Consider the following 21,791-nt stretch of genomic DNA (forward strand, 5'->3'; position numbering starts at 1 on the left):
TCGGATCGGCATCAGCCAGATGCACGTCAGCCGCCTGCTCACCAGGGCCCTGCTCAAGCTGCGCGGTCAGCTCAGCTTCTGATGAATACGCGTGCCCGCCACCGTGACCGTGGCGGCCGCCCGGCCCGCTGCCCGGTCCCGCCCCGGAGCGCCGCCGCCGGGCTGTCCCGGGTGGTCACCGTCACGCCCGTGGCAGGACTCGCATGGTGTACAGATACCGCCCGTCCGCGAGGAACCTGAGCAACGGGTGCACGCCCTCGTCCCGGGACACCCCGACGAAGAGGTCGCCGTCCAGCGGCACGTAGAGCATCGTCGCCGGCTCCTCCCCGAGCTCGGCGAAGCCCGGCGGCGGCTCGAAGGTGACCTCCAGCCCGCCCGCCACCGGCCGCACGTCGTAGGTGCCGGTGGGCGACGAGTAACGCCCGCCGGCAGGCGCCGCCGGACCGGGCCGGGCCGGGGGCACCGGGCGCGCCGGCACCCGGATCCCCGCCGTCGCCGCCAGCACCGCGTCCACCACGTCGTCGAGGAAGGCCGGCGCGTCGCCCCCGTTCGCCGCGACCGCGACCACCACGTCCCGCCCGGGCACCACCCGCCAGCACGTGCGCTGGCCCAGGGTGCTGCCGTCGTGCCCCACCACCGGCACGCCGTCCCAGTCGAAGAGCATCAGGCCGAGGCCCCAGCCGTACGGCGCCCGGGCCCCCATGCCCGGCAGCCCGACCTGCTGCTCGCCCATCGCCGCGAACGTGCCCGCCGGAAGCGTCCCGGCGCCGTCGGCCAGCAGCATCCGGCCGAAGCGGACCAGCTCACGCATCGCCGCGGCGGGAGTCGAGCCGGCCGGCCCGTTGGACCGTGGCAGCTGCCAGCGGGGCAGCAGGGCGCCGTCGCGATGCCCGGCCGCGGCCCGGAACAGGATGGCCTCCTCGGCGAACAGCGCCATGTGCTGCACCCCGAGCGGTTCGATCAAGTGCTCGCGCAGGGCCGACTCCCACGTGCCGCCGCGCAGCCTCGCGACCAGGGCGCCGAGCACCACGTAGCCGGAGTTGCAGTACGAGAACATGGCCCCCGGCGGCGACACCTGCCGGGCGTCCGTGCGCATGAACCCGAGCAGCCGGCCGACCGCGTCGTCGCCCCGGCCGAAGTCCTCGAACAGGTCACCGTCGAAGCCGCCGGTGTGCGTGAGCAGGTGCCGGACGGTCACCGCCGCGCTCGCGGCCGGGTCCGCCACGCCGAACTCGGGCAGGTAGCGGCGCACCGGGGCGTCCAGGTCGATCCGGCCCTCGCCGGCCAGCTGCAGGACCAGCGCCGCGGTCCACACCTTGGTGACCGAGCCGATCTGGAAGACGCTGTCCGGGGTGGCCGCGACGCCGGTGGCGCGGTTGACCACTCCGGTGGCCGCCTCGGCGAGCTCGCCGGCGGCCCCGACGGCGACCGCCGCGCCGGGCACCCCGTGCCGCTCGGCCGCCGTGTCGATCCAGTCCTGCAGCGCGGGGAGCAGCGTCATGCCGGGAGCGTACCCGCGGCCGTCGCCGGCCCGGGTCGTCGTGGTCAGGCGGCGACGGCGCCCGGGAGCAGGTAGAGCAGGTCGTCGCGGTGCAGCTCGGCGACCGACTCGAGCAGGTCGGGGTGGCGCAGGAGCATCGCGGCGGCGCCCTCGCGGGGGTCCGGGGCGGTCAGCCGGCGGAACTCGGCCGGCAGATCGGTGGCCCGGCGCCGGGGGCGCGGGGAGTTGTCGTCCGGCACGATCGGGACGGCGGCGGCGACGGCGTCCACGGCCCGGGCAGCCAGCAGCGGGTCGGCGAGCAGGCAGGCCGCCCAGCTGACGACGACCTCGTCGACCCAGGTGCGCCAGCCCTCGTCCTCGGCCATCTCGTCGTCGGGCTCGCTGCCCATGCGCCAGTCGAGGGTCGCCGAGCCGCCCGGGCCGGCCATGGCGACCAGCTCGGCGTCGACGGGCGTCGGGTAGCGCAGCCACGCGGCCACGGTGACGGCCTGGCGCGCCTGGAGCTCGTTGAGGGTGCCGGCGGCCTGGTCGGTGCCCGTCGCCGGGTAGGCGCGGACGAGCCAGTGCGTGCTGGCGGCGATGACCGGCGACAGCGCGGTGGACGGACCGGCCATGTGTTCCCCCGTTGAGCTCGGCGCACGCCCCTGTCGGGGTGCGTCGCGCTACCACTCGGCGGCGGCCGGGGGTGCTTGAGTAGCCTGCCCCGGATGGCAACACGCGGCAACCCACGGGCAACTGTCTTCGCGCGGGTGGCCTCGGGCACCGCGACGCTCGAGCCCGACCCGGCGCGGCCCCGGGGCTGGACCGTGGCGGTGGACGGCGTGCCCCAGAGCTTCGTCGACCTGGACGATCCCTCCTTCCTGGCGTTCGAGTACGTGCGGCGGTGCGCTGCCGTGGTGCGCCTGTGCGCGCCGCCAGGCGTACCCCTGGAGGTCCTGCACCTGGGTGGGGGCGGGCTGACGCTGCCGCGGTGGATCGCGGCGGAGCGGCCGGGCTCGGCGCAGACCGTGGTGGAGCTGGACCCGCTGCTGCTGGCGGTGGTGGCCAAGCACCTGCCGTGGCCGGCGGAGATCCGGACGGAGGTCGCCGACGCGCGCTCGTTCGTCGACGCGGCTCCCGGCGCCGGCGCCGACGTGATCGTGGCGGACGTCTTCCAGGGCGCGGCGATGCCGGCGAGCGTGGCCGCCACGGCGTTCGCGCGGTCGGCGGCGCGGGTGCTGCGCCCCGGCGGGGTCCTGATCATGAACCTGACCGACGTGCCGCCGCTGTCGTACTCCCGGATCCAGGCGGCGACCCTGCGCGCGGCCTTCGGCGATGTCGCGCTGGTGGCCCCGCCGGGAATTCTGCGGGGCCGCAAGGCGGGCAACGTGGTGCTCGCCGCCACCGCCCGTCCGGGCGATTTGCCCGTTTCGCGGCTCGCTGCGGCGGTGATGCGTGATCCGGAGCCCGCGCGGGTATGGCACGGCCCGGAATTGAGTGCATTTCTGGGTGGCGCCAAGGCGCGCCTCGACGGAATCTCGTAACACGTCTCCGGTAGGTTGTCAGGCACCGGGTGCGCGGCCGTTTGCGGTTCCTCCATTGCGGAGAAACTAGCGACGATGGCTGCTGCTTTTTGCCCGTCGCCGAGCCTGCCCCCGCTCCTCTGACTACGGTGAGGATCATGACCGGTCGCTTTCCCATCGAAGACGTGACACCGTCCGTGTCCTGCGGCCGCTACCCCGCGAAGGCGGTGGTCGGCGAACTCGTGCCGATCTCGGCGGTGTCCTATCGGGAAGGCCACCACGCCCTCGGCGTGAACGTGGTATGGCAGGGCCCGACCGGCGAGGCGGAGCCCTTCACCCGCCTCGAGCCCGGCGAGCCCGGCCTCGACCAGTGGCACGCGGTGATCAAGCCCGACCGCGTCGGCCGCTGGACCTTCACCGTCGAGGCGTTCGACGACCCCTACCGCACGTGGCACAACGCCGTCACCAAGAAGATCGGCGCCGGCCAGGGCCTGGAGGACCTCGCCAACGACCTCGCCGAGGGCGCCGAGATCCTGGACCTCGCGGCCAAGATCGTGCCGCACGCCGACGAGGAGCGCGTCCGCACCGCGGCCGCCGCCCTGCGCGACGAGAGCCGCTCGCTGTTCAGCCGGGTCTCCGCCGCGCTCGACCTCGAGGACCTCCTCTGGCAGAACCCGGTGCGCCAGCAGGTCACCACCACCCGGTCCTACTCGATCTGGGTCGACCGCAAGCGCGCGCTCTTCTCCTCGTGGTACGAGTTCTTCCCGCGCTCCGAGGGCGCCGAGATCGGCCCCGAGGCGACCCCGATCAAGCACGGCACCTTCGCCACCGCCGCCGGGCGCATCCCGGCCGTCGCGGCGATGGGCTTCGACGTGCTCTACCTGCCGCCGATCCACCCGATCGGCAAGATCAACCGCAAGGGCCGCAACAACACCCTCGTCGCCCGTCCCGAGGACGTCGGCTCGCCCTGGGCCATCGGCTCCGACGAGGGCGGCCACGACGCGATCCACCCGCAGCTGGGCACGCTCGACGACTTCCGGGCCTTCATCCGGACGGCGAACGAGCACGGCCTCGAGATCGCGATGGACCTCGCCCTGCAGGCCGCGCCGGACCACCCGTGGGTCAAGGAGCACCCCGAGTGGTTCACCACCCGCGCCGACGGCACCATCGCCTACGCCGAGAACCCGCCCAAGAAGTACCAGGACATCTACCCGCTGAACTGGGACAACGACCCGAAGGGCCTGCGCGAGGAAGTCCTGCGCGTGGTCCTGCACTGGGTCGAGCAGGGCGTCAAGATCTTCCGCGTCGACAACCCGCACACCAAGGCGCTCAACTTCTGGCAGTGGTGCATCGCCAAGGTCAAGGCCGTCGACCCCGACGTGCTGTTCCTGGCCGAGGCGTTCACCCGCCCCGCGATGATGAACGGGCTCGGCAAGATCGGCTTCACCCAGTCCTACACGTACTTCACCTGGCGCACCACGGCCTGGGAGATGCGTGAGTACATGGGCCAGCTGAAGGCCTCGATCGACTGGATGCGCCCCAACTTCTGGCCCAACACGCCGGACATCCTGCACGAGACGCTGCAGACCGGCGGCCCGTCGATGTTCAAGATCCGGGCGCTGCTGGCGAGCATGCTCTCGCCGTCGTGGGGCATGTACTCGGGGTACGAGCTCTTCGAGCACGTGCCGCGGCCGGGTGCCGAGGAGTACATCGACAACGAGAAGTTCGAGCTCAAGCCGCGGGACTGGGCCGCCGCCGAGCGCGCCGGGCGGACGCTGGCGCCCTACATCACCCGCCTGAACCAGATCCGGCGGGAGAACCCGGCGCTGCACTGGCTGCGCAACATCGAGTTCCACGGCATCGACAACGGCGAGCTGCTGTGCTGGTCCAAGCGGGATCCGGAGACGGGCAACACCGTCCTGGTGATCTGCACCTTCGACGCGCAGAACGTGCAGTGGGGCAACACCACGCTCGACATGCCGGCGCTGGGGATGGACTGGCACGAGCGCTTCGACGTGGTCGACCAGATCACCGGGGCGAGCTACGAGTGGGGGCAGCACAACGCCGTGCGCATCGACCCGTACGTCGAGCCGGCGCACGTGTTCGTCGTCAGCCCGCGACGCTGACGTCCGGGCACGCCCGCCCGGGTCGTCGCCGATCCGGGCGGTCTCCCGGCGCCTGTCCCCCGGGGTGTGAAGTGCTTCCCGGCCGCTCCGGCGGCCGTGGGGATCTTTGTGGTCCCCGGGTTCGCCGAGCCGACGGCGGGGACTCTCCGGGTTCCCGGGCCGGTGGTCCCGGGGGTTGCCGGGGTGGCATCTGCCGCCGGCCCGGCGGCAAGACACGTCGTGGTGGCGGCGTGTGCGATTCAGTTCCTGCGGGGTGGGGTAGGTGAACGTCTGATGGACCTGACGAGCGACCTCGACGAATCGGTCGAGTACGATCCCGCGGAGGGCAGCCACATCGAGGACGGTGTGGTCGAGCACCCCACCGCCGACGACTTCGAGCATGCCCGGGTGCTGCCCGCGGACCGGACGTGGTTCAAGCGCGCCGTCTTCTACGAGGTGCTGGTCCGGGCCTTCTACGACTCGAGCTCCGACGGGTCCGGCGACCTGCGTGGCCTGATCGAGCGGCTCGACTACCTGCAGTGGCTGGGCGTCGACTGCCTCTGGCTGCCGCCGTTCTACGACTCGCCGCTGCGCGACGGCGGCTACGACATCCGCGACTTCTACAAGGTGCTGCCCGAGTTCGGCACGGTCGAGGACTTCGTGGCCCTGCTCGACGCCGCGCACAAGCGGGGCATCCGGGTCATCACCGACCTGGTCATGAACCACACGTCGGACTCGCACGCGTGGTTCCAGGAGTCGCGCCGCGACCCCGAGGGGCCGTACGGCGATTTCTACGTGTGGAGCGACACCAGCGACAAGTACTCCGACGCGCGGATCATCTTCGTCGACACCGAGGAGTCGAACTGGACGTTCGACCCCGTGCGCCGGCAGTTCTACTGGCACCGCTTCTTCAGCCACCAGCCGGACCTGAACTACGACAACCCGGCGGTGCAGGAGGCGATGCTCGACGTCCTGCGCTTCTGGCTGGACCTGGGCATCGACGGCTTCCGGTTGGACGCGGTCCCCTACCTCTTCGAGCGCGAGGGCACCAACTGCGAGAACCTGCCGGAGACGCACGCCTTCCTCAAGCACTGCCGCAAGGTCATCGACGACGAGTTCCCGGGCCGGGTGCTGCTCGCCGAGGCCAACCAGTGGCCGGCCGACGTGGTCGAATACTTCGGCGAGGCGGAGACCGGCGGCGACGAGTGCCACATGGCCTTCCACTTCCCGCTGATGCCGCGCATCTTCATGGCGGTCCGGCGCGAGTCGCGCTTCCCCATCTCCGAGATCCTGGCCCAGACGCCGCCGATCCCGGACATGGCCCAGTGGGGCATCTTCCTGCGCAACCACGACGAGCTGACGCTCGAGATGGTCACGGACGAAGAGCGCGACTACATGTACTCCGAGTACGCCAAGGACCCCCGCATGAAGGCGAACGTCGGCATCCGCCGGCGGCTCGCCCCGCTGCTGGAGAACGACCGCAACCAGATCGAGCTGTTCACCGCCCTGCTCCTGTCGCTGCCCGGCTCGCCGGTGCTCTACTACGGCGACGAGATCGGCATGGGTGACAACATCTGGCTGGGCGACCGCGACGGCGTCCGCACGCCGATGCAGTGGACCCCGGACCGCAACGCCGGCTTCTCGACGGCCAACCCGGGCCGGCTCTACCTGCCGGCCAACCAGGACCCGATCTACGGCTTCCAGTCGGTGAACGTCGAGGCCCAGCGGGACAGCTCGACGTCGCTGCTCAACTGGACCCGCACGATGCTGGCCGTGCGGCGGCGCCACGACGCGTTCGCCGTGGGCGAGTTCCGCGAGCTCGGCGGCTCCAACCCGTCGATCCTCGCCTTCCTGCGCGAGACCGAGGACGACGTGGTGCTCTGCGTCAACAACCTCTCGCGCTTTCCCCAGCCCATCGAGCTCAACCTGCAGCACTGGAACGGGTACACGCCGGTCGAGCTGACCGGGCACGTGAACTTCCCGCGCATCGGGCAGCTGCCCTACCTGCTGACCATGCCTGGACATGGGTTCTACTGGTTCCAGCTCTGCGGGTCCGAGGAGAAGCAATGACGCTGCCCTTCGACGAATGGCTCCCCCAGCAACGCTGGTACGCGGGCCGCAGCCGGACCCTGGCCTCCGCCGCGCCCTCCTCGGTCACCCCGTTGCGGGAGGACCTGGACCTGATGCTCGTGGACGCCGCCTACACCGACGGCCACACCGAGCGTTACCAGGTGCTCGTCGCGTGGAACGACGGGCCGATCTCCGAGTACAGCGCCGTCGCCACCATCGGCACCGACGGCGACCGCACCGGGTACGACGCGATGTACGACCCGGAGGCCGTCAACTTCCTGCTCGGACTCATCGACTCCTCCGCGACCGCCGGCGAGGTCTCCTTCGCCAAGGAGCCGGACGTCGTGCTGCCGCTGGAGGCCGCGCCGCGGGTCTTCGACGCCGAGCAGAGCAACACCAGCGTGATCTTCGACCAGGACGCGATCCTCAAGATCTTCCGCCGGGTCGACGTCGGCATCAACCCGGACATCGAGCTCAACCGGGTGCTGGGCCGCGCCGGCAACGCGCACGTCGCCCGGCTGCTCGGCGCCTTCGAGGTGAGCACCCCGGAGGGCCCGTGCCCGCTCGGCATGGTCACGGCCTACGCCGCGAACTCCGCCGAGGGCTGGGCCATGGCCACCGCCAGCGCGCGGGACCTCTTCGCCGACGCCGAGTTCGCCGCCGACGAGGTGGGCGGCGACTTCGCCGGCGAGTCCTACCGCCTCGGCGAGGCCGTCGCCATGGTCCACAAGACGCTCGCCGAGGAGCTGGGCACCGGCCCGGCGCCCTTCCCCGCCGAGACGCTGATCGCCCGGCTCGAGTCGGCCGCCGAGGCCGTCCCCGAGCTGCGCGAGCACGTCGCCGTCATCGAGGAGCGCTTCCGCAAGCTCGGCGGCGAGCCCGTCACCGTCCAGCGGGTGCACGGCGACCTGCACCTCGGCCAGGTGCTGCGCACCCCCGAGGCGTGGCTGCTCATCGACTTCGAGGGCGAGCCGGGCCAGCCGCTGGAGGACCGGCGCCGCCCCGACTCGCCGCTGCGCGACGTCGCCGGCGTGCTGCGCAGCTACGAGTACGCCGCCTATCAGCTGCTGGTCGACCAGGCCGAGGACGAACACCTCGCCGCCCGGGCCCGCGAGTGGGTGGAGCGCAACCGCACCTCCTTCTGCGACGGCTACGCCGCGGCGGCCGGGGCGGACCCGCGGGAGCAGGGCGCGCTGCTGGCGGCGTACGAGCTGGACAAGGCGGTCTACGAGGCCGCGTACGAGGCCCGGCACCGGCCCGGCTGGCTGCGCATCCCGCTGCGCTCCATCGCCCGGCTCGTCGGCTGACACCCCCGGAGGAAAACACCGATGATCGGACAGACTGCGTCCACCCCCTCCCTGGCCGGGGACCAGCGTCAGCTGAGCGCCGTGGTCTCGGGCGACACCCACGACCCGCACGCGGTGCTGGGCGCCCACCCGTCGGGCGACCACACCGTGATCCGCACGATGCGCAAGGGCGCCAAGACCGTGGCGGTCGTCGTCGGCGACGAGCGCACCGAGATGACCCAGGTGCACCCCGACGGCGTCTTCGCCGTGGAGCTGCCCGGCACGGTCCTCGACTACCGGATCGAGACCGACGGGACGCTGTGCGACGACCCCTACCGGCACCTGCCGACCCTCGGCGAGCTGGACCTGCACCTGATCGGTGAGGGTCGGCACGAGAAGCTGTGGACCGTCCTCGGCGCCCACCCGCGCGGCACCGGCACCTCCTTCGCCGTGTGGGCCCCGGCGGCCCGCGGCGTCCAGGTCATCGGCGACTTCACCGGCTGGGGCCCCTACGACGGCTGGCCGATGCGCTCGCTCGGCAGCACCGGCGTCTGGGAGATCTACGTCCCGGGTGCCGAGGCCGGCGCCAAGTACAAGTTCAAGATCCTGGGCCGCGACGGCCACTGGCGCGAGAAGGCCGACCCGCTCGCCCAGCACACCGAGGTCCCGCCGGCCACGGCGTCGGTCGTCTACGAGTCGGCCTACGAGTGGCAGGACGCCGACTGGATGACCGAGCGCGCCGGCCGCGCGTGGCACCAGGAGCCGATCAGCGCCTACGAGGTGCACCTCGGCTCGTGGCGCCCGGGTCTCTCCTACACCGAGCTGGCCGAGCAGCTGGTCGCCTACGTGCTCGAGACCGGCTTCACCCACGTCGAGCTGATGCCCGTCATGGAGCACCCCTTCGGCGGCTCGTGGGGCTACCAGGTCACCGGCTACTACGCCCCGACGTCGCGCTTCGGCACACCGGACGAGTTCCGGCACCTGATCGACAAGCTGCACCAGGCGGGCATCGGCGTGATCCTCGACTGGGTGCCGGCCCACTTCCCCAAGGACGAGTGGGCCCTGGCCCGCTTCGACGGCACCCCGCTCTACGAGCACGGCGACTGGCGCCGCGGCGAGCAGCCCGACTGGGGCACCTACGTCTTCGACTTCGGCCGCAAGGAGGTCCGCAACTTCCTGGTGGCCAACGCGCTCTACTGGTGCGAGGAGTTCCACGCCGACGGCCTGCGGGTCGACGCCGTGGCCTCGATGCTCTACCTGGACTACTCCCGCAAGGACGGGGAGTGGGCGCCCAACCAGTACGGCGGCCGGGAGAACCTCGAGGCGATCAGCTTCCTGCAGGAGATGAACGCCACGGTCTACAAGCACAACCCGGGCGTGGTCACCATCGCCGAGGAGTCGACGGCCTGGCCGGGCGTCACCCGCCCCACCCACCTGGGCGGCCTGGGCTTCGGCTTCAAGTGGAACATGGGCTGGATGAACGACACCCTCTCCTACATGGAGAAGGAGCCCATCTATCGCCAGTGGCACCACCACCAGATGACCTTCGCCACGGTCTACTCCTGGAGCGAGAACTACATCCTGCCGATCAGCCACGACGAGGTCGTGCACGGCAAGGGCTCGCTCACCGGCAAGATGCCCGGCGACCACTGGCAGAAGCTGGCCAACACGCGGGCGCTGCTCGGCTTCATGTGGGCCTTCACCGGCAAGCAGCTGCTCTTCATGGGCGCCGAGATGGGCGACGAGCGCGAGTGGAGCGAGGAGCGGGGCCTCGACTGGAACCTGGTCGCCGAGGACACGGCGGGCCGCGGCATCCAGCGGCTGGTGACCGACCTCAACCGGGTCTACAAGGAGACGCCGGCGCTGTGGACCCAGGACACCACCCCGGCGGGCTTCCGCTGGATCACCTCGGAGGACTCTCAGCACAACACCTTCTCCTTCCTGCGCTTCGCCCCCAACGGGGACGCCTTCGCGTGCGTGGTGAACTTCGCCGCCGTCCCGCACGATGGCTACCGCATCGGTCTCCCCCGCGAGGGCGTCTGGCGTGAGGTGGTCAACACCGACTCCGAGCTCTACGGCGGCTCGGGCGTCGGCAACCTCGGCGAGGTGCACGCCGAGGGCCTCCCGTGGCACGGCCTCAACGCCTCCGCGGCGCTGCGCGTGCCTCCGCTGGGCGCGGTCTGGCTCAAGTACGAGGGCTGACGATCCACGGCAGGGGCGGGCATCCGGAGCCGGGGCCCGCCCCTTCTGCTGTCACGGCAGCGCGGAACAGCGCGCTCAGCCGCGGAAGTCGCCGGGCCACGTCGACCGGATCCCCGGCTCGCCACCTCCCCCGCACCGGGTCCGTGGCCAGCCGGCTCTGCACTGCCTCCGTCAACCGGCGGAACACCTCCCACTCGGGCCACTCCTCCTCGGCCCATGCCGCGGTGGGGCGGCCGGCGAGTGCTCGCACGGCAGGAAGGCTCGCCAGCGCATCCGGATCGGCCACCACCTGCTCGTAGACCTGCCGCCCCTGCCCGATGAGCCAGGCCCGGAACTCCCCGAACTCGTCGTCGAGGAGGAGCCCGGCACCGACGATCCAGGCGGCGCTCCGGAGCTGCCGCGTGCCCGCGCCGATCACCAGCTCCTCGAATCGTCGCTGGAAAACGGTCATGTCCTGCACCGGCCGACCGGCGAGCACCTGCACGAGCCATGTCGTCCGCGCCTCCTTGGTCCGGGTCGCACGGGCGCTCTCGTCGATCAGCGCCCAGAAGTGCTCGATTCGCATGGCGGCCACCTTGGCACGCCGGCGGGGCCGGAGCGGGCGTTGTCCACAGGCGCGGATCACGCGTTCGGGCGTTGTCCACAGGACCGCTGCCGAGCGGGTGACGACGGGCTTATGGTGCGAGGACGTCAACCACCGAAGGAGCTGGTCATGACCGTTCGCCTCAACCCGTACATCGCCTTCACCGACGGCAACGCGCGGGAAGCCATGGAGTTCTACCAGTCGGTGTTCGGCGGCAAGCTCGACGTCAGCACGTTCGGCGAGTTCGGGGCGCCCGACGCCGCGCTCGCCGACAAGGTCATGCACGCCATGCTCGTCGCGGAGAACGGGTTCACGCTGATGGCCTCCGACCCGCCGCCCGGCATGCCGGTGACGCCGGGCAGCGCCATCTCGATCAGCCTCAGCGGCGACGAGGCCGAGCAGCTGCGGGGCTATTGGGATGCGCTGGCCGAGGGCGCGACGGTGAGCGTGCCGCTGGAGAAGCAGATGTGGGGCGACGAGTTCGGGACGCTCAGGGACCGGTTCGGCGTCGAGTGGATGGTCAACATCGCGGGAGCCGCCGCCTGAGCCCCGTCAGCGGGGCGACGCGGCAGCCTGCGGGACCGGCCGGCCATCGGCGAGACGGCACCGGGCAACGCGGGGGGCCGGCGCGGTGGCCTGCGGGACCGGCCGGCCATCAGCGAGACGGCACCGGGCAACGCGGGGGGCCGGCGCGGCGGACGAGGAGGCGGGGCGGCTCCTATCGGGGAAGGAGCCACTCCTCGGCGAGGAGGCCGTAGAGCAGGTCGTCGGTCCACTCGTTCTTGATCCAGGTGTGCCGGCGGCGCAGGCCCTCGCGGGTGAAGCCGAGGCGTTCGAGGAGGCGGGCCGAGCGGGTGTTGCGGGCGTCGCACTCCGCGGACATCCGGTGCAGGCCCAGCACCTTGAACTCGTGGTCGAGGACGGCGCGGACGGCCTCGGTGGCGTAGCCCCGGCCCTGGTGCTCGGTGGCCAGGGTGTAGCCGATCTCGGCCTGCTTGAGGTTGTCCGCCAGGTTGACGCCGACGTCGCCGACGAGGGTCCTGGACTCGGCCAGCTCGACCGCCCACTGGAACCAGCCGGGCATGGTGGGATCGGCGGCGACCATCGTCTGCACCGAATAGCGGGCCTTGTCCAGCGAGTAGGGCGTGCTCCACGACTGGAAGCGCGCCACCTCGGGATCGTTGCGGTAGGCGGCCAGCGCCACGGCGTCCTCGATGCGGAAGCGGCGCAGCACCAGCCGCTCGGTCTCGATCACCACGTGCCGAGCCTATGCCGCCCCGCCCGGCCCGGGCGACACAGCGCGCCCCGGACGGGTGGCCGGGAAAACCCTAGGCCTCCTCGACCACGTCCGCCACGATCACGGTGACGTTGTCGGGGGCGCCCGCCTCGAGGGTGCGGGCGATCAGGTGACCGGCGCACTCCTCGCGCTGCTCGTGCGAGCGCAGGGTGTCCTCTATCACGGCGTCCTCGACGTAGTCGCTCAGCCCGTCGCTGCACAGCAGGAAGCGGTCGCCGGGCTGGATCGGGACCATGCGTCCGGCCGGACGGAAGGGGCCGCCCTGCACCGCCTGGGTCACCAGGGCTCGCTGCGGGTGGCGGCGGGCGTCGGCCGGGGTGAGGACGCCCTGGTCCACGAGGGCCTGGACGTAGGTGTCGTCCTTGGTGATCTGCTGGAGCTTGCCGTCGCGTACCAGATAGCAGCGCGAGTCGCCCACGTTGAGCGCCGCCACGCGGTCGCCGGCCAGGAGCAGGGCCGTGACCGTGGTGCCCATGCCGTCGCGGGCGTCGTCGTCGGCGACGGCGGCCTCGATGCGCTCGTTGGCGGTGCCCAGGGCCGCGATGAGATCCTGGAGGGGCTCGCCGGTGTCGGGCAGCGCGTCGACGACGGAGACGGCGTTGACCAGGATGTCGCTGGCCAGCTCGCCCGCGGGCAGCCCGCCCATGCCGTCGGCGACGATCAGCAGCCGGCTGCCGACGAAGACCGAGTCCTCGTTGTTCGAGCGGACCAGACCCTGGTCCGTGGCGGCGACCGCACGTAGCACCATGCTCATGACACCAGAGTGCCAAAGGGTGCCGGGCATGTCTGTAGTACGTAGTACGTAGGGTTGGAGAGTGATGCCGGTACCGATGGTGGGTCGCGCGGACGCGCTCGACGAGCTTCGGCACGCGTGGGAGCGTGTGCGGGGCTCCGGCCGGTGCGTGCCCGCGGTGATCACGGGCCTGCCCGGCACCGGCAAGAGCACGCTCGCCGCGGCGGCGGTGCAGGTCGCGACGCCGGAGCTGACGCTGTGGGGCTCGGCGCGGCTGCACTCCCCCGCACCCTACGACTGGCTGGCCGCGGTGCTGGCGTCCACCACGCCGCGCCCGGAGCTGCCCGTGCCGCCGCAGGCACTCGCGTGGCTCGCGCAGGATCCCGATGTCCCTCGCGAGCGGTACACGCCCGATGCGCTGCTGCGGCTCGCCGTCACCACGGTGCGGGCGCTGGTGCGCGGGCTGCCTTGCGTACTGGTGGTGGAGGATCTTCATGCTCTTGATCCGGCGAGCCTGAACCTGATCGCGGAGCTGGCCGGTGCGGAGCTGCCGGCCCTGCTCGTCGTCACGTCGCGGCCACCGGACGTGGCCGTCAATCCGGCGCTCGCCGTGCGCACGCTCGAGCGGCTCGCCGGAGCGCCCTGGTCCGTGCGACGCCATCTGGGCGCGCTGACCGCCGGCGACGTCGGCGAGATCCTCGACCATGTGTACGCCCGGAGCGCCCCGAGCGCCGCCCTCGCCGACGCGGCGTGGCGGCACACGCGTGGCAACCCGTACCGCCTCACGGAGCTGCTCGCCGAGGCGGGCGACGCCCAGGCGCTCACCGACTATCTGCGGCTGCCCGGAGCCGTCGAGCTGACGGCGCGCGAGCGGGAGGTGCTGGGCTGCCTGGCGGAGGGCATGCCGAACAAGCAGATCGCGCGGGTGCTCGGGATCTCCGTACGGACGGTGACAGTGCACGTCTCCAATCTGCTGCGCAAGACCGGGGCGTCGTCGCGGACCGAGGTGGCTCTGTGGGCCGTGCGGCACGCGCGACCGGGCCCGGTGCCGGTGCAGCGCCCGGCCGCCGGCGAGGACGACCGCGACAGCCTGAAGGCGTGAGCGCCGTCACCGAAAGCCGCCCGGCACCCCCGGCCACCTCGGCTTCCATCGCCCGGGAAGGGTGATCATCGCGCCCGATACGCGGGGCGCCGCGACAAGTGTCGGACCCCTCGTACACAATCGTGGCCGTGACGACAGCCATCCATCAGCGCATCGCCCAGGAGCTCGGGGTCCGCGAGGGTCAGGTGACCGCGGCCGTCGAGCTCCTCGACGGCGGCGCCACCGTGCCCTTCATCGCCCGGTACCGCAAGGAGGTCACCGGCACCCTCGACGACCAGCAGCTGCGCGCCCTGGAGGAGCGGCTCGGCTATCTGCGCGAGCTCGAGGAGCGGCGCACCGCCGTGCTCGAGTCGATCCGCTCCCAGGGCAAGCTCGACGACGCCCTGGAAGCCCAGATCCTGGCCGCGGAGTCGAAGGCCCGGCTGGAGGACATCTACCTGCCCTTCAAGCCCAAGCGCCGCACCCGCGCCCAGATCGCCCGCGAGGCCGGCCTCGCGCCCCTCGCCGACCTGCTGCTCGCCGACCCGGGCAAGGACCCGCGGGCGGAGGCGGCGGCGTTCGTCGACGGTGACAAGGGCGTGGCCGACGCCGCGGCCGCCCTCGAGGGGGCCCGCGCGATCCTGATCGAGCGGTTCGCCGAGGACGCCGACCTGATCGGCGAGCTGCGCGAGCGCATGTGGACGCGGGGGCGGCTCGTGGCCAAGGTGCGCGAGGGCAAGGAGACCGACGGGGCGAAGTTCTCGGACTACTTCGACTTCGCCGAGCCGTACACGAAGCTGCCCTCGCACCGGATCCTCGCGATGTTCCGCGGGGAGAAGGAGGAGGTGCTCGATCTCACGATGGAGCCCACCGCCGACGAGGCGGACGCGCCGTCCTTCGAGGCCGCCATCGCCGGCCGCAACGGCATCGCCGACCAGGGCCGCCCCGGCGACCGCTGGCTCGCCGACACCGTGCGCTGGGCCTGGCGCACGCGCATCCTCATCCACCTCGGCGCCGACCTGCGGGTCCGGCTCTGGCAGGCGGCGGAGGACGAGGCGGTCCGGGTCTTCGCGGCCAACCTGCGCGACCTGCTCCTCGCCGCGCCCGCCGGCACGCGCACGACGATGGGCCTCGACCCCGGCTTCCGGACGGGCGTCAAGGTGGCCGTGGTCGACTCCACCGGCAAGTGCGTGGCCACCTCGACGATCTACCCGCACGTCCCGCAGAACAAGTGGGACGCCTCGATCCACACCCTCGCCCAGCTGGCCCAGCAGCACCATGTCGACCTGATCGCGATCGGCAACGGCACGGCGTCCCGCGAGACCGACAAGCTGGCCGCCGACCTCATCAAGCGGCACCCCGAGCTCAAGCTCACCAAGGTGATGGTCTCCGAGGCGGGCGCGTCGGTCTACTCGGCGTCGGCCTACGCGTCGCAGGAGCTGCCCGGCATGGACGTCTCCCTGCGCGGCGCCGTGTCCATCGCCCGCCGGCTGCAGGACCCGCTCGCCGAGCTGGTCAAGATCGATCCCCGCTCGATCGGCGTGGGGCAGTATCAGCACGACCTGTCCGAGGTGAAGCTCTCCCGCTCCCTGGACGCCGTGGTCGAGGACTGTGTGAACGCGGTCGGTGTCGACGTCAACACCGCCTCCGCTCCCCTGCTGACCCGGGTCTCCGGCATCGGCGCGGGCCTCGCGGAGAACATCGTGCTCCACCGCGACCAGAACGGCCCCTTCAAGAACCGCTCCGAGATCAAGAAGGTCGCCCGCCTCGGCCCCAAGGCCTTCGAGCAGTGCGCCGGCTTCCTGCGCATCCCGGACGGCGACGACCCGCTCGACGCCTCCAGCGTGCACCCCGAGTCCTACCCGGTGGTCCGCACGATCCTCGCCTCGGCCGGCGCGGACCTCAGGACGGCGATGGGCAACAGCCCGCTGCTCAAGGCGATCCGGCCCGAGCAGTTCGTCACCGACACGGTCGGCCTGCCCACCGTCACCGACATCCTCAAGGAGCTGGAGAAGCCCGGCCGCGACCCGCGGCCGGCCTTCACCACCGCCACCTTCGCCGAGGGCGTCGAGAAGATCGCCGACCTCCAGCCCGGCATGGTCCTCGAGGGCGTGGTGACCAACGTCGCCGCCTTCGGCGCGTTCGTCGACATCGGCGTCCACCAGGACGGCCTGGTCCACGTGTCCGCCCTGGCCGACCGCTTCGTCAGCGACCCGCGCGAGGTCGTCAAGTCCGGCGACGTGGTCAAGGTCCGCGTGGTCGACGTCGACGAGGCCCGCAAGCGCATCTCCCTCACCATGCGCCTGACCGACGAGCCCCGCCAGGGCGGCGGCGGCCGCGGCGACCGCACCGGAGCAGGAGCCGGAGCCCAGCGCGGCGGCGGCCAAGGCGGCGGCCGTGGTGGTCAAGGCGGCGGCGGACGCGACGGCGGCCGTGGCGGTCAAGGCGGCGGACGCGACGGCAGCGGCCAGGGCGGCGCGCGCGGCCAGGGCGGCGGCGGACGCGACGGGCGCGGCGGCCAGGGCGGCGGGCGCGACGGTCAGGGCGGCGGCGGACGCGGCGGCCAGGGCGGGCGCGACGGTCAGCGCCAGGGCCAGCCCCGCCAGGGCGGCGGCCAGCAGCGTCGCGGCCAGGGCGGCGGAGCCCCGATCAACAGCGAGATGGCCGAAGCCCTCCGCCGCGCGGGTCTCACCCGCGACTGACCGAGCGACGCGCAGGTCTCACCCGCGACTGATTGAGCGACGAGGCCGGCCGCGGCCGGAGCAAGCCCGGCACACCAGGCGTGTGCCGGGCTTCTGCCGTTTCACGCCGGGTGCTGCGGGCCGATGGCCGGGAGCACGGACGAGCCCGGCATCGACGGCAGCACAGCTCGGCGGCGGGGACCAGGCCGAGGTGGCGGGAAGACACGCGCGCCGACCGGTGCCGCCGATGCGGGAGCGGAGGAGCGACCGCGGCCCTGGGAGAGGCGGGTCCTCAGGCGAGGTTCCAGAGGGCGATGTCGCTGAAGGCGACCTCGTACGGACCCTTGTTCTTGGCGTAGCGCTCGGTGAAGATGCCGAGCACGACCTGGCCGCTGGAGATGTCCGGGTCGGTGAGCTCGACCGAGCCGATCAGCACGCCGTCGCGGAGAACTTCGAGGGTCGAGCCGGCCGCGGTGACGGAGATGCTGGTCGGCGGGGCGCCGATCGTGATCGGGGCGTCGTCCAGCGGGAAGGTGCGGATGACGTCGACCTTCGGGCCCTTGTGGGTGCTGACGTAGACGTTGCGCTCGCAGAAACGTACCTGGTAGCCGCGGTTGTCCTCGAAGCGCATCCAGACGGCGGCGCAGCTGTTCTTCGTGAGCAGGCGGATGTCGACGTCGGCCTGGATGTCGTCGGGTTCGGCGTCGGCGGGGCCCCGGCAACGGTAGACGCCGCTGGTCTCGCGGCGGACGACCAGGGCGCCCAGGTTGTCGTCGAAGGCGCAGCCGGCCTGCTCCTCCTTGTCCTGCGACTCCTGCCAGAGGCGGGGGCCGGCGAGGGCGTCGCGGAGGAAGGGCTCGGCGACGGAGCTGCTGCCCGGGTCGCCCTCGGTGGCGTCGGTGCCGCTCATGAGGGAGAGGACGACGCCGCCGACGGCGAGGAGGGCCATGACGAGCAGGGCGACGGCGAGGGGCAGGACCCAGGGGCGGTGCGGATGCGGGTCGCGGCCGAAGGGGGACGGGGGCAGGGCCGGGCCGTCCGGGAGGGGGTGGGTGACGATCGAGTCCTCGCTGTAGCCGACGAGCTCGCGCGCCGGGGCGAGGGCGGTGAGCTGCCGGCCGGTGTGGTGCTCGGTGGCGGCCTGGGCCTCGGCGGCGGCGACGCGCAGGCCGGGCTGGTGGGCGAGGGCCACTGCCGCGGGGCTGGAGCCGGAGTCCTGGGGGCCGGTGACCAGCAGGTCGAGCAGTTCGCGGGCGGTGGGCCGGTGCGCCGGGTTCTTCTCCAGCGCGTGCGCGACGAGGTCGCGCAGCGGACCGCCCAGACCCGACAGGTCCGGCTTGCCGGTGAGGATGCGGGCGGCGGTGGCGGGTGGGGAGCCCGCGTTGAAGGGGGTACGCCCGGTGCCCGCGAACGCCACGACCCCGCCCCACGCGAAGACGTCCGCCGCCGGGGTGAGCAGGAGGTTGTCGTCGAAGCGCTCGGGCGCCATGTACGCCACCGTGCCCACCATCTGGTCGGTGGCCGTGTGCCCGGTGGCGCCCTCCATGGCGCGGGCGATGCCGAAGTCGATGACCTTCGGGCTGCCCGGGGCGAGCAGCACGTTGCGCGGCTTGAGGTCGCGGTGGATGATCCCGGCGCCGTGGATGGCGGTGAGGGCCGTGGCCACGCCGATCGCGACGCTGTGCAGATTGGCGCTGGTGAGGGGGCCGCGCTCCTCGACCACGTCGGCGAGGCTGGGCCCGTCGACGTACTCCACGACGAGGTAGGGGTGCTCGTGGTCGGGGTCGGCGTCCAGGACCTCGGCGGTGCAGAAGGGCGGCACCTGGCGTACGCGCTCGACCTCGCTGCGGAACCGGCGCCGGAACTCGTCGTCGTGGGCCAGGTCGGCTCGGATCATCTTGACCGCGACCCGGGTGCCGCCCGCCGACCGGGCCAGATAGACCGTGCCCATGCCGCCCTCGCCGAGCCGCGCGACGAGCTCGTACTGCCCCAGGCTCCGCGGGTCGTGCGGGCGCAGCGGGGTCGTCCGCTCCTCCGCCATGCGCCGCTCCCACACCCCCATGGCGGCGTGCCCGCCGCCCGACCTCACTCGCCCGCCCGCGCCCGGTGACAGGCAGCACCGCGCGCGATGGAACACCCCCGACAGGAAGGCACCCTATAGGGCGCTGTCACCCTCGCGAAGACCCGTCCGCCGGTTGCCGCCCAACCGTCACTGACGCGGTGCGGCAAAAGGTCCCTTGATCGGTGACCGCCGATGCTCTTCGCGCGATAGATTCCCGGCATGGGTACGCGCTCATGACACCGGCGCAGCTCCGGGCGTTCTCCACGGTCGTGCGCCAGGGGTCGGTCAAGCGCGCCGCAGCCCAGCTCGGGGTGTCGGAGGCGGCCGTGTCGCTGCACATCGGACAGTTGCGGCGGGAGCTGGGCGACCGGCTATTCGCGCGGACGGCGTCGGGGCTCGCCTTCACCCCGGGCGGCCTGCGCCTGGCGAGCCGCGCGACGGAGCTGCTGGGGCTGCAGGACCGTACGGTGCTCGAGGTCAGCGCCGCGAGCCGGGGCCGGCGGTTGCTGCGCGTGGCGGCGTCGAGCCTGTTCGCCGAGCATGCCGCCCCGGGGCTGCTCGAGGCGTTCGCGAAACGGGCGGCGGATCTCGACGTGGAGCTGAGCGTGCGGGCGCCGGAGCAGTTCGAGTCGCTGCTGATGTCGCGTACCGTGGACATCGCCCTGGGTGCCCACCCGCTCGCCGGCGGCCGGGATCCGGCCCTGACCAGCCGTCCGGTGATGAACTGCCGGGTCGTGCTGACCGTGGCGCCGCAGCATCCGCTGGCCGGGGTGCCCGCCGGGGCGCAGCGGCTGCGCGAGCAGACGTGGCTGCTGGGCCCGTCGGCGGCCGCCGAGACCGGTGTGATTCCCGCCATGCTGCGCCGCCTGGGCATCCCGGAGGAGCGGCAGCAGATCTTCCAGAGCCACGCCGCGGCGCTCGAGGAGGCCAAGCGGGGCAAGGGCGTGGCGGCGGCGCTGTCGTTCACCATCGCGCAGGACGTCGCGCACGGGCAGCTCGTGCACGTCACCGGTCCGCAAGTGGCGTCCGACGCGGTGTGGCACTCGCTCTTCCTGGCCGGGCCGGACGGCTCGCCCGCCGCGGAGCTGAGCCGCTTCACCGCGACGCCGCGGGCGATCCAGGCGATGATGCGGGGCGCGGGCGTGACGGCCGGGCACTTCCGGCCGAGCGTGCACGTGACACTGTGGAGTTGACCACCAGCTCGGGCACCGCGGCGACCAGGTCAGCGTAGGTCGCCGCGGGCAGCAGCGCATCGCAGTAGGGCAGGGCGGCGGCCATCCCGCCGGTGCGCGGTTCGAAGCCCGGGGCTCCGGCGCGTGGGTTGAGCCACACGATCCGGTGGGCCCGGCGCCGCAACCGGGCCAGGGCCGGTCCCAGCTCGTGCGGCGGGTCCCCGTCCCAGCCGTCGGAGCCGATCACCACCACCGCCCCGCGCACCGAGTGGTGCGACCTGAGCAGCGCGCGCACCGCCCCGGCGATCCGCGTCCCGCCGAACCTGTCCGTGACCAGCGCGCTCGCCCGCCGTACCGCCACAGCAGGCCCCGCGTCGCGCAGCACCGGGGTGAGCCGCGTCAACCGGGTCGCGAAGGCGAACACCTCCGCCTCGGCGACCGTCGCCACCGCCCGCACGAGCGCCAGGTAGGCCTCCGCCTGCGCCTGCATGGACCGGCTCACGTCGCAGAGCAGCACGACCCGGCGCGGCCGGTGCGCCGGTCGCTGCCGCACGAGCTCGGCCGGCTCCCCGCCCGTACGCCGGGCCCGCCGCAACGTCTCCCGCAGCGCCAAGCCCCGCCCGCTCGTGCCGTAAGTCACCCTTCGCGAGCGTCGCAACGGCCAGACGGCCTCGCGCAGCCGCGCCTCGAGCTCGCCCGGCGCCCACTCCGCGAACGGCCGGTCCGCCGCCGCCTCCCCCGCACTGGCCCGCAGCCGGGGCACCGCGGGCTTGCCGTCGGCCCGGTCCGCTGCCGCGACCACCGCCGGCCGCGTGGCCCAGGGCAGACCCCCCTGATCCCGTACGCCGTCAGCCGCCGGAAGCCGCACAAAAGCGCCCTGGCCCGAGACCGCGCCGGCCGTCCGCGCCGCCTCCTCGCGCAGCCCCGCGAACAACCGGTCGAACGCCGCCAGATCCTCCCGCCGGCGCACCACGGTGACGCGGCACACCCAGTAGAGCTCGTCCCACGTCGCCGGCCACGCCACGCCGAGGGCCGTCACCAGATCGCCCGCCGCGGTGATCCCGCTCCCGGCGCCGGCCCGCCGCAACCGCTCCACCAGCGCCACCGCGAAGCCGGCCCGGTCCACCCCGCCCGGCATCACGCGCCGCGCTCAGCGCCGGGCCAGCCAGACGATGACCGCCGCCGCGACGACGAGACCGGCGGCCAGGGGGGCGAGGCGCCGGGCCACCGAGCCGCCCGCGAACTGCAGCAGATCCAGCGCGTCGTCCCCGGCCGAGGACACCGGCGCGGAAGAGGCCGGCGCGGAAGAGGCCGGCGCGGAAGAGGCCGGCGCGGAAGAGGCCGGCGCGGAAGAGGCCGGCGCGGAGGCCGGCGCGGCGGAGGCGGGCGCCGGGGAAGGAGGTGCGGACGGTGTGGGCATCGGCGCGGGGACAGTCGAGGCCGGCGCGGCGGGATGGGACCCGTTGACCGGTGTGACGGTGGGAGTGACGGGCTCGGCGGGGGTGGGGTCGGCGAG

At 72.9% G+C, this 21,791-nt stretch carries 17 protein-coding genes and 1 pseudogene; 10 read left to right on the forward strand and 8 right to left on the reverse strand.

The window, feature by feature from the left end:
• On the forward strand, positions 1–82 hold an 82-nt coding region (locus RBH18_RS34375), incomplete at its 5' end, for a sigma factor-like helix-turn-helix DNA-binding protein (RefSeq protein WP_306214675.1).
• Positions 83–181: 99 nt separating this feature from the next.
• Here the strand turns inward: RBH18_RS34375 and RBH18_RS34380 are convergent.
• Both RBH18_RS34380 and RBH18_RS34385 read right to left on the reverse strand, forming a co-directional pair.
• Complete coding sequence (locus tag RBH18_RS34380; RefSeq protein ID WP_306214659.1) at positions 182–1,501, reverse strand: serine hydrolase domain-containing protein; 1,320 nt, start codon at positions 1,499–1,501, stop codon at positions 182–184.
• A 44-nt stretch (positions 1,502–1,545) separates the two neighbouring features.
• The gene (locus RBH18_RS34385) at positions 1,546–2,115 is read right to left on the reverse strand and encodes a hypothetical protein (protein WP_306214660.1); all 570 of its coding nucleotides are present in this window, start codon (positions 2,113–2,115) and stop codon (positions 1,546–1,548) included.
• A 93-nt stretch (positions 2,116–2,208) separates the two neighbouring features.
• Here RBH18_RS34385 and RBH18_RS34390 point away from each other — a divergent pair, with 93 nt between their 5' ends.
• The 5 genes from RBH18_RS34390 (at position 2,209) to glgB (ending at position 10,666) form a co-directional block, all read left to right on the forward strand.
• Positions 2,209–3,024: a spermidine synthase gene (locus RBH18_RS34390; protein WP_306214661.1), complete on the forward strand. Its 816-nt coding sequence runs from the start codon at positions 2,209–2,211 to the stop codon at positions 3,022–3,024.
• A 137-nt stretch (positions 3,025–3,161) separates the two neighbouring features.
• Positions 3,162–5,129, forward strand: coding sequence for an alpha-1,4-glucan--maltose-1-phosphate maltosyltransferase (locus RBH18_RS34395; protein WP_306214662.1), 1,968 nt, complete (start codon positions 3,162–3,164; stop codon positions 5,127–5,129).
• 273 nt (positions 5,130–5,402) lie between these two features.
• Entirely contained in the window at positions 5,403–7,178 is a 1,776-nt protein-coding gene (gene treS / locus RBH18_RS34400) for a maltose alpha-D-glucosyltransferase (protein WP_306214663.1), read from the forward strand.
• Positions 7,175–8,485 (forward strand): maltokinase N-terminal cap-like domain-containing protein, encoded by a 1,311-nt coding sequence (locus RBH18_RS34405; RefSeq protein WP_306214664.1) that lies wholly within the window; start codon positions 7,175–7,177, stop codon positions 8,483–8,485. Before treS ends, RBH18_RS34405 begins: the two co-directional genes overlap by 4 nt.
• A 21-nt stretch (positions 8,486–8,506) precedes the next feature.
• Positions 8,507–10,666: a 1,4-alpha-glucan branching protein GlgB gene (glgB, locus tag RBH18_RS34410; protein ID WP_306214665.1), complete on the forward strand. Its 2,160-nt coding sequence runs from the start codon at positions 8,507–8,509 to the stop codon at positions 10,664–10,666.
• On the opposite strand, the gene RBH18_RS34415 is transcribed toward glgB, so the two are convergent.
• Positions 10,650–11,231, reverse strand: a complete 582-nt coding sequence (locus tag RBH18_RS34415) for a DUF4240 domain-containing protein (RefSeq protein WP_306214666.1) — start codon at positions 11,229–11,231, stop codon at positions 10,650–10,652. The genes glgB and RBH18_RS34415 overlap by 17 nt on opposite strands.
• Positions 11,232–11,378: 147 nt before the next feature.
• Between RBH18_RS34415 and RBH18_RS34420 the strand changes: the two genes are divergently transcribed.
• A complete protein-coding gene (locus tag RBH18_RS34420; protein WP_306214667.1) occupies positions 11,379–11,795 on the forward strand; it encodes a VOC family protein in 417 nt (138 codons plus the stop codon).
• Between the two features lie 172 nt (positions 11,796–11,967).
• Here RBH18_RS34420 and RBH18_RS34425 read toward each other — a convergent pair whose 3' ends face one another.
• Both RBH18_RS34425 and RBH18_RS34430 read right to left on the reverse strand, forming a co-directional pair.
• Positions 11,968–12,507: a GNAT family N-acetyltransferase gene (locus RBH18_RS34425; protein WP_306214668.1), complete on the reverse strand. Its 540-nt coding sequence runs from the start codon at positions 12,505–12,507 to the stop codon at positions 11,968–11,970.
• Between the two features lie 70 nt (positions 12,508–12,577).
• Positions 12,578–13,300: a PP2C family protein-serine/threonine phosphatase gene (locus tag RBH18_RS34430; RefSeq protein ID WP_306214670.1), complete on the reverse strand. Its 723-nt coding sequence runs from the start codon at positions 13,298–13,300 to the stop codon at positions 12,578–12,580.
• A 64-nt stretch (positions 13,301–13,364) separates the two neighbouring features.
• Here RBH18_RS34430 and RBH18_RS34435 point away from each other — a divergent pair, with 64 nt between their 5' ends.
• Both RBH18_RS34435 and RBH18_RS34440 read left to right on the forward strand, forming a co-directional pair.
• Positions 13,365–14,381 carry a helix-turn-helix transcriptional regulator gene (locus RBH18_RS34435; RefSeq protein WP_306214676.1) on the forward strand — a complete coding sequence of 339 codons (1,017 nt, stop codon included), beginning with the start codon at positions 13,365–13,367 and terminating at the stop codon, positions 14,379–14,381.
• Between the two features lie 128 nt (positions 14,382–14,509).
• Entirely contained in the window at positions 14,510–17,062 is a 2,553-nt protein-coding gene (locus tag RBH18_RS34440) for a Tex family protein (protein WP_306214671.1), read from the forward strand.
• Positions 17,063–17,333: 271 nt separating this feature from the next.
• On the opposite strand, the gene RBH18_RS34445 is transcribed toward RBH18_RS34440, so the two are convergent.
• Entirely contained in the window at positions 17,334–19,082 is a 1,749-nt protein-coding gene (locus RBH18_RS34445; RefSeq protein WP_306214672.1) for a serine/threonine protein kinase, read from the reverse strand.
• Between the two features lie 254 nt (positions 19,083–19,336).
• Between RBH18_RS34445 and RBH18_RS34450 the strand changes: the two genes are divergently transcribed.
• Entirely contained in the window at positions 19,337–20,296 is a 960-nt protein-coding gene (locus RBH18_RS34450) for a LysR family transcriptional regulator (protein WP_306214673.1), read from the forward strand.
• On the opposite strand, the gene RBH18_RS34455 is transcribed toward RBH18_RS34450, so the two are convergent.
• Positions 20,199–21,413: a vWA domain-containing protein gene (locus RBH18_RS34455; RefSeq protein ID WP_306214674.1), complete on the reverse strand. Its 1,215-nt coding sequence runs from the start codon at positions 21,411–21,413 to the stop codon at positions 20,199–20,201. The two genes, RBH18_RS34450 and RBH18_RS34455, sit on opposite strands and share 98 nt — an antisense overlap.
• A gap of 12 nt (positions 21,414–21,425) precedes the next feature.
• A pseudogene (locus RBH18_RS34460) lies at positions 21,426–21,791 on the reverse strand (hypothetical protein); the annotation flags it as partial.

Source organism: Actinoplanes oryzae (assembly GCF_030757795.1).
Taxonomy (GTDB): domain Bacteria; phylum Actinomycetota; class Actinomycetes; order Mycobacteriales; family Micromonosporaceae; genus Actinoplanes.